Annotated in this window: 6 protein-coding genes; 3 read left to right on the plus strand and 3 right to left on the minus strand. The window is 42.5% G+C overall.

Annotated features, from left to right (window positions below; translation table 11 throughout):
- Positions 1–72 precede the first annotated feature (72 nt).
- Both B3J29_RS06930 and phoU read left to right on the plus strand, forming a co-directional pair.
- On the plus strand, positions 73–1,422 hold the full coding sequence (locus tag B3J29_RS06930) for a TolC family outer membrane protein (RefSeq protein ID WP_175966300.1): 1,350 nt from the start codon (positions 73–75) through the stop codon (positions 1,420–1,422).
- A 98-nt stretch (positions 1,423–1,520) separates the two neighbouring features.
- Entirely contained in the window at positions 1,521–2,240 is a 720-nt protein-coding gene (phoU, locus tag B3J29_RS06935) for a phosphate signaling complex protein PhoU (RefSeq protein ID WP_004787240.1), read from the plus strand.
- A 555-nt stretch (positions 2,241–2,795) separates the two neighbouring features.
- On the opposite strand, the gene B3J29_RS06940 is transcribed toward phoU, so the two are convergent.
- Complete coding sequence (locus tag B3J29_RS06940; RefSeq protein ID WP_175966299.1) at positions 2,796–4,598, minus strand: ABC transporter ATP-binding protein; 1,803 nt, start codon at positions 4,596–4,598, stop codon at positions 2,796–2,798.
- Between the two features lie 159 nt (positions 4,599–4,757).
- On the opposite strand from B3J29_RS06940, the gene B3J29_RS06945 reads away from it, so the two are divergent.
- Complete coding sequence (locus B3J29_RS06945) at positions 4,758–5,378, plus strand: alpha-ketoglutarate-dependent dioxygenase AlkB family protein (protein WP_175966298.1); 621 nt, start codon at positions 4,758–4,760, stop codon at positions 5,376–5,378.
- Positions 5,379–5,618: 240 nt separating this feature from the next.
- Here B3J29_RS06945 and ruvX read toward each other — a convergent pair whose 3' ends face one another.
- Both ruvX and B3J29_RS06955 read right to left on the minus strand, forming a co-directional pair.
- Complete coding sequence (gene ruvX, locus B3J29_RS06950) at positions 5,619–6,062, minus strand: Holliday junction resolvase RuvX (protein ID WP_034705889.1); 444 nt, start codon at positions 6,060–6,062, stop codon at positions 5,619–5,621.
- A complete protein-coding gene (locus B3J29_RS06955; RefSeq protein ID WP_175966297.1) occupies positions 6,055–6,609 on the minus strand; it encodes a YqgE/AlgH family protein in 555 nt (184 codons plus the stop codon). The genes ruvX and B3J29_RS06955 overlap by 8 nt, the downstream gene beginning before the upstream one ends.
- Between the last annotated feature and the right edge of the window lie 172 nt (positions 6,610–6,781).

Below are 6,781 nucleotides of genomic sequence, written 5' to 3' on the forward strand. Positions count from 1 at the left end.
ATCTTTAGTATTGCTGGGTTTAAAGCGCCTTAATCTGATGATTTAAATGGCTGTAGGGGTGAAAACTATAAAATGAAATTAAAACTCATCGTCAGTGCCTGTTTATTGGGGGCCAGTCCCACACTGTTTGCGCTGGATCTGCTCGAAGCTTATCAGCGTGCCCAGCAGAATGATCCGAACTGGCAGGCGAATCTGTTGCAATACCAGTCGGATCAGCTCAATCTGGGCATTGCCAGCGGAAATTTATTGCCGACTGTGACTTTATCTGGAAATGTGACCCGTAAAAACCAGTCTGCTGATAATTCATCGATAGAAGGCTTGCCTGTTGAATTTGGGGAATTACAAGGTTCGAGTACGACCACACGTCAGATTGCAGTCACTGCACGTCAGCCACTATTTCGTTGGGATGCCTGGCAAGGTTATAAGCAGGTCAAAACCTCAGTAGAACTCAGCGAAGTTAATTTGCGTCTGCAAAAGCAGCAGCATATTTTGCAGGTGGCAGAAGCCTATTTTAATGTTTTACGTCAGCAGTCTTTAACTACGGCTTATCTGCAAGAAGAGCAGGCTTTATCAGAACAGTTAAGGATGATGAATGCCAAACTTCGAGAAGGGCTCGTGGCGAGAAGTGATGTCAGTGAAGCCAATGCCCAATATCAGAGTGCGCAAGCTAACCGGATTTCTACACAGGTGCAGTTGGTTCTAGCTCAGGAACAGTTGGCTAAGTTGATTGGAGCTTATCAGGAAAATCTGGCGGTTCTGCGTGAGGATTTCCAGTTCCAGAAACCTGTTCCGAGTAATATCGGTTCCTGGACCGAACTGGCACAAAACCAGAATCTGGAAATTTTGCAGGCACGTTTGCAGAAACGCTATTCTGAAGATGCCAAACGGGTGGAGCAGGCGGCTCTCTATCCTCAGGTTGAAGCCGTTGGAACCTATGGCTATTTAAAGCAGACCCCTGAAACAGTGTTATCAACCAATGGGGATTTTGACCAGATTGGTGTCGAGATTAACTGGAATCTGTTTACCGGTGGCCGAACCCAAAAAAGTATTCGTCAGGCGGGCGTGAATGTACAGAGAAGTGAGGCCCAACTGGATGCCGCCATTCGCAAAGCCAACACCGATGTCAAACAGTCTTATCTGCAGGTAGAAACGGATGAGGCTAAACTGAATGCACGTAAAGCAGCGATGCAGTCTTCAGATATCGTTTCTCAAGCTTCCAGAGCTCAATATCAGGAAGGTTTAAAAACCATGGTGGATGTATTACTGGCGCAGCGCAATGCCTTCTCTGCCAAGACCGATTATCTGAATGCCAAATATGATTATTTGCTGCATGTACTGCAATTACAGGCTTCAGTAGGACAATTGACAGAAAAGGAACTGGCAGAGATGAATGCCTGGCTCATTGAATATGACCGTTCTTAAAGAAGGCTAACAAGTTGTCATCAAACTTTCATGATAGTCATGCTTTAATCACAGTTCATGATGTATTTTTGCCTTTTCCTGTTCAGGAGTAGATTTCCTTGAGTCCCAATAATCCTGTGCTCAGTCATCACATTTCTTCGCAATTCAATGAAGAATTGCAGGATGTAAATACCAAGTTCATGACCATGGGTGGCATGGTAGAACAGCAGGTAGCCAATGCCATTCATGCGCTGCTGGATACAGATGCTGCAATGGCGGTCGATGTGCAGTTTCAGGACAATACTGTGAACCGCTTGGAAAGTGAAATTGATGAGGCGCTCACCCTGATTTTGGCTCGCCGTCATCCCGCTGCCATTGATCTGCGTATGGTGCTTGCCATGTCCAAGGCCAATACCGATCTGGAACGGATTGGAGATGAAGCATCGAAAATTGCCCGTATTGCCCAGACTTTGTGTGAAGAGGGTGGTTCACCACGCGGTTATATGGAAACCCGACATATTGGTAATCAGGTTCGGGTGATGATTCATGATGCATTGGATGCCTTTGCCCGTCTGGATGTAGACCAAGCGCTACGCGTGATGCAGGCAGATGCTGACATTGACCGGGAATATCAGTCCGCTACCCGTACCTTAATGACTTATATGATTGAAGATCCACGGCATATTAGTCGGGTGATCAATGTGCTTTGGGTGCTACGCTCACTGGAACGCATTGGAGATCATGCACGTAATATTTCGGAACAGGTTATTTATATGGTCAAGGGCCTGGATGTGCGTCATAGCAGTGTTGAAGAAATTGAACAAAAATTTCAGCGTTAAGCAAACCTAAATAATGATAAAAAGCTTGCATTGTGCAGGCTTTTTTTATTTCAAAAATATGCTCTTGATATTGGGAAAGCTAGACAGGATAGGCGTTCCCTAATATTACTATGAGAAAAATCACATAAATAACAATTACTAATAAGCGTTATAAATTTAATTAAAAGAAATGTGAACTATTTGTCAAAAAACATACAAAAGTTGTATGTAATTTAGCAAAATGCGGGTTGATTTATGAAAATGGAATTATTTTCAGAAAGTGAAAAGATTTTTTCATGTGCTCATCAAACCAATAGATAAGAAAGAAAAACGAAGCTCTTTTGCTATCAGTCACATACTTCTGGTCTAAACCTAACCCTGCATTCATTTACTCAGTGAAATTATATATTTAAGAGAAAATTCATGATCATTGATGAAAGTCAAAGAGAAGCTTCCCGAATTACGATTATCGCTATATCAGGGGTGAATGGATTGTGCAGTTTTAGCACTGAATGATGAATCTTGATTTTAAGCGGTCTTTAAAGACCGCTTTTCTTTTTTATGGAGAGGAAAGAGCTAACTATGCGTTTCTTCCTCTCCATCATCTTCAAAAGTCTTGGCAATTTTTTCAATATTCAGGCTCTTGGCCATCGCATCAAAAATTTCCTTATATACGCCGTCTTGATGATAAAGCGCGTCATGTTCACCGTGTTCGGCAATACAACCTTCTTTCATTACATAGGTATAGTCTGCATCAATAATTTGAGACAGGCTATGCGAAATAATAATCACGGTACGGCCTTGCTTGATCTGATCCAGACTTTGTTTGATCTGTTCTGTCGCAATGGCATCCAGACTCGCCGTCGGCTCGTCCAGAAAAATAATCGGCGGGTTTTTCAGGAACATCCGTGCGATGGCAATCCGCTGTTGCTGACCGCCAGACAGTTGCAAGGCATCGGAATCATAGCCATCCGGTAGCTGTAAGATCTGTTCATGAATTGAGGCTTTTTGAGCAGCAGCAATCACTTCATCCATACTGGCATTGGTTTTGCCATAACGGATATTGTCAAAAATCGTGCCCTGGAAAATATGGTTTTTCTGTAGTACCAATCCAATATGATCACGCAGATATTGAGTGTTATAATCTTTTAAATCAATCCCATCCAGCTTGATCTGGCCTTCCTGTGGTTCATAAAATTTATCTAGCAGACTGATCAAGGTTGATTTTCCGGCTCCCGATAATCCTACCAGTGCGGTAATGGTATTGGGGCGGATTTCCATATTGATATCTTTTAAAGCATGATGCCCATTCGGATAATAAAAATTCACACCACTTAGCTCAAATTGACCTTGGACAGGTGGTTTTTGCTGTCCGCTTTGCTCAATTTCAGCATCCGCTTCCAGAATATTGAAGAAGCTCTCTGAATAAATCATGGCATCATTCACTTCATCATAAATCCGGTGCAATGAGCGAATCGGGGCAGAAACATTATTAAAGAGCAGCACATGGTACATAATCATGCCAATACTCATCTGTCCATCCAGTACAAAATAGGAAGTCAGAATAATAATCAGGACTATACCGATCTGTTCAATAAAGGTTTTCAGACCATCAAACAGGAAGCTGGTCTGCCGGGTTTTCATCTGGTTATCGGTCAGCTCACGCTGCAAGTTCAGCTGCTTGTCTGATTCAATCGATTCCCGGTTAAAGGATTTGATGACTGTAATTGAATTAATGATGCTGAGAATACCTTGGCTCTTTTTTTCCCGACCATCTCTCAGACTACGACGCCATCCACCGAGTTTTTGTGCCTGTTTATAGGTGAGCCAGAAGTAGATCGGCACAATCGCTGTGGCGACCAGTCCGACATAAAAATTGGCATAGTACATCAGCCCTAGCGCGACAATTGCACTGGTAAACAGAGGAAAAATATCAATAAAAAAGATCTGAACCAGTCGGGTGAGGGAGCCAATTCCGCGGTCGATCCGGGTCTGTAATTTTCCAGCCTGATTATTGTCCTGATTAAAAAATGCCAGCCGGTATTTTAAAAACTTTTCAATAATGCCTTGAGCCAGATCTTGGGAAATAAAAATCCGCAGCTTTTCTCCATAAAACTTCTGCCCAAACTGGACCAGTGCATTTACCACCTCTTTACTGAGTAAAATGGCAGAGATAGTGATCAGGATATGCCAGCCTTCATCCAGCCCTTGCCCTTGTTCCAGCAGTGCATTGATGCTGTCAACTGCATATTGCAAGGTCAGTGCATTGACCTGAGCAGTAAAGGAACCAATCAGGGTCAGAATGAGGGTCGCAATTACCAAGAGCCGATAAGGGCTGACAAAGGGACGAAGTTTTAAAAACAGCTGCCATAAATTCATAAGCAATTATTTTTATTGTCAAAGTTGAATTTAGTCTAGGCAGGAATGGACGTGCTCTCAAGAGTAAATGTTGTATTTATTTGTGAAATAGGATTGTAATTTCTCTGGATAAGTCTCAATCTTTTCAACAAGATATCGTAAATTTTAGACTAATTTTAAATGACTTTGGACCTGTTTGCCCCAGAACCTCAAGCGAATTTATTACCTTTTGATGGGGTGGTAGAGGATTATGGGCAGATTTTAAATGAGCAGCAGAGCCAGCAATATTTACAGCATTTTCTAGCTCATCTGGCCTGGCAAGCGGATGAAGTCACTTTATTTGGCAAGCATTATATTACTGGGCGAAAAGTCGTCTGGTATGGTGATGAACACTATCAATATCATTATTCCAGAAGTTTCAAACAAGCTCATATCTGGACACCGGGGCTATTTAGGTTAAAGCAGCATATTGAAAAATTGGTGGGCCATTCCTTTAATTCCTGCCTGGCCAATTTATATGAAGATGGTTCGCAAGGTCTGGGCTGGCATAGTGATGATGAAGCTGCTCTATATCAAGGAGCATCTCAAGAAAATGTGATTGCATCCCTCAGTCTGGGTGCAACCCGCAAGATGAGTTTTAAACATAAAACGGAAAATAAAACAGTAGATCTGCTTTTACAAAGTGGACAGTTGATTGTGATGCGTGGACAGACTCAACACTACTGGAAACATTGTATCCGGAAAACGACTCGGGTTCTGGAGCCTAGAATTAACCTGACTTTTCGTTATTTTTTTCCTTAATTAAATTATCTTTGATAAAACAAAAAATACTAGTTCATTAGTATTTAAAATTTCTTCTCCCTCAGGGAGAAAGTGAGAATGAGGGAGTTTCTTTGCTCATTGTTGAATAATTAAAAAATGATTGATGAAGGCACTCTATTGTTTTTAGATTAAAAGTACCCCAATGAACTAAAAAAGAGATTCTTCAATTCAAAAAAAATAGCATCTCGAAAGATGCTATTGCTTATATTTAAAAGAAATTTAGGGTTGCAGTCCAGCCGGATGCCTATACCAGCTTTCAATCAAGAGGGCAGCAGCAATACTGTCCGCAGACAATTTTTTGCCGCGACCTTGTGCCTGATAATGATCCAGTTCATCCCGTGCTTCACGAGTGGTCAGGCGTTCATCCACCATCAAGGTTTCAATATTGGTCTGATGACGTAAACGGCGGGCAAATTTACGTGCCCGTGTCGACAGTTCAGATTCACTATCATCCATATTTAGTGGCAGGCCGACCAAAAATAGGCCCGGCTGATGACTTTTTACAATTTTCAGTAATTCGTCCCAGTTCGGAATCCCGTCTTTCATAGGAAATAAAGGGAGGGGATTGGCACTTTCAATCAGGGATTGGCCGACTGCCATTCCCATTTTCTGTGTACCAAAATCAAACGCCATAATGGTGTTTGGCGCGTTTACATCAGGCATGTCCAATCTCGGAAGATAACCAGGTTCGGTCTACGCCCATTTTTTTATAGGCAGCATCCCAGCGGTCGTTATAAGGTAAATTAAAAATCAGGTCCATATCGGATTCACAGATCAGCCAGTCACCCCGGGCAATCTCTTCTTCAAGCTGCTGTTTGCCCCAGCTCGCATAACCCAATGCGATCTGATAGCGGCCTACACCTTCATTATGCGCAATCGCATCCAGAATATCTTTAGATGTGGTAATACAAACATTTTCACCCACAGCAATAGAGGAATGCCAGGTCGGCTGACCGGTATGCAGGACAAAACCGGCCTCAGGTCGCAAAGGTCCACCTTGCAACACTTCATGGGGATTGACATTATCCGCCTCAATATCCAGGTCATTTAGCAATTCTTTAATTTGAATGCCAGCAGGGCGGTTAATAATGATCCCTTGAGCGCCATCTTCATCATGACGGGCCAGATAAATGACCGTGTGGGCAAAAAAATCGTCACTTGCATGGGGTGGCGCAATCAGACAACGATGAGTCAGATATTGTTTAGTCACCTGAGCGGCTCTCCAAAAGTCTATATCGTTTGTGATCGTGGTAGATGATTTATCAGGGCAAAAGACTGGATTTTCAATTCTGCAAATTGTCTATTCCTTTATTTACTTATCCCACAAAAATGCACCACTGACAACTTAGCTTTGTAGATACTAAGGGCTTTGTTGCACAAAC

The organism is Acinetobacter sp. UBA5984, assembly GCF_002429925.1.
In the GTDB taxonomy this organism is placed as follows: Bacteria; Pseudomonadota; Gammaproteobacteria; order Pseudomonadales; family Moraxellaceae; genus Acinetobacter; species Acinetobacter variabilis.